This window comes from Algoriphagus sp. CAU 1675, from assembly GCF_029222925.1.
Taxonomy (GTDB): domain Bacteria; phylum Bacteroidota; class Bacteroidia; order Cytophagales; family Cyclobacteriaceae; genus Algoriphagus.
This window is the reverse complement of sequence record NZ_JARHUI010000015.1, coordinates 1-1,420: the sequence shown is the minus strand read 5'-3', so window position 1 is coordinate 1,420 and position 1,420 is coordinate 1. Positions and strand designations below refer to the sequence as shown.

The following is a 1,420-nucleotide window of genomic DNA, read 5'->3' as shown; positions in this document are numbered from 1 at the left end:
TGTCATTCCCTGAAATAAGTTGACCGTTTTTAAAGATGAATCGAGATGCTAAAAACGGGAAAAAGGATTAATTCTCATCGAAAGTATTCTGAAGACTTCAAGCGTAAATTGGTGGAAGATTTCGAAAAAGGAGTCATGTCTGTTCCTCAAATGGAGCGACAATATGGGGTTTCCAATGCTCTGATTTATCGTTGGATTTACAGATATTCCACCTACAATGAGAAAAACATCAGAATTGTCGAGATGAAAGACAGTCAAACCAACCGGGTGAAAGAACTCGAAGAAAAGGTCAAGGAACTTGAACGAGCTGTTGGCCAGAAGCAAATCATGATCGATTATTTGGAAAAGATGATTGATCTAGCCAAGGAGACTTATTCGATTGATATCAAAAAAAACTCCAACACCCCACCCTCTGGTGGTTCCAAACCAACAGGAAAGCGATGAGCTATTCACTCAATGAACTCTATCGGACTGTTGGAGTCAGTAAGCAGGCGGTCAAACAGGCCAAGCAAAGGCAGGATCGCTTTGATGAGGAACTCTCTGAGTTGGTGGTTTTGGCTGATCAGCTCAAAGAGGAACATCCTGGGTGTGGGGTTGAAAAGATGTATTATACGCTGAATCCAAAGTGCATGGGCAGGGATCAGTTCTGCGAGATTTTCTTAGGGTTGGGCTATGGGGTGAAACGGATAAAAAACTATCATAGAACAACGTACAGCGGTGATTACTTTTATCCCAACCTAATCGAAGGAATGGTTGTCACCAGACCGTTTCAGGTCATCCAAAGTGACATTACCTATTTTCAGCTCGATGGTAGGCACTACTATCTGGTGTTTATCATAGACGTCTACACCCGATTGATAGTCGGCTATTCGGTCAATGATCATATGCGTACAGAAGGCAACCTGGAAGCAATGAACATGGCCTTGGAGGTCTTAGATTTTCTGCAGTGGGGACTGATTCACCATTCGGATAGAGGTGCCCAGTATAGCAGCCGGGAATACACCCAATTGCTCAAAGACAATTGTATCCATATCAGTATGGGGATAGTGGCTTGGGATAACGCCTACGCAGAACGGATCAACGGAATCATCAAAAACGAATACCTCAAAAGGTGGAAGATTAAAGATTTTAAAGAACTAAAGAAAAAAGTGGACAACGCGGTCAACAGTTACAACACAAAAAGATTGCACCGCTCCTTTGAAATGAAGTATACACCCATGGGATTTTATCAAAAACTGGTAGATTTAACCGCCCAAGAAAGACCGACGGTGACTGTTTATACCGAAGGAAAGATAAACTTCTTAGGGGCATCGAGCCCCTTCGAAGTTTGCCCAAGAGAAGAACCTCTGGCTCATGTTTGCCCGATGGAATTTATAAATGAATGTTGAACCAAACGGTCAACGCTATTTAGGGAAGGTCA

The 1,420-nt window shown here is 42.7% G+C and carries 2 protein-coding genes; both read left to right on the top strand.

Translation table 11 applies throughout. The features are described 5' to 3' along the window. Positions 1-45: 45 nt before the first annotated feature. The gene (locus tag P2G54_RS16450; RefSeq protein WP_275872657.1) at positions 46-444 is read left to right on the top strand and encodes a transposase; all 399 of its coding nucleotides are present in this window, start codon (positions 46-48) and stop codon (positions 442-444) included. Then, positions 441-1,388, top strand: coding sequence for an IS3 family transposase (locus tag P2G54_RS16445; protein ID WP_275872656.1), 948 nt, complete (start codon positions 441-443; stop codon positions 1,386-1,388). Before P2G54_RS16450 ends, P2G54_RS16445 begins: the two co-directional genes overlap by 4 nt. Positions 1,389-1,420: the final 32 nt, after the last annotated feature.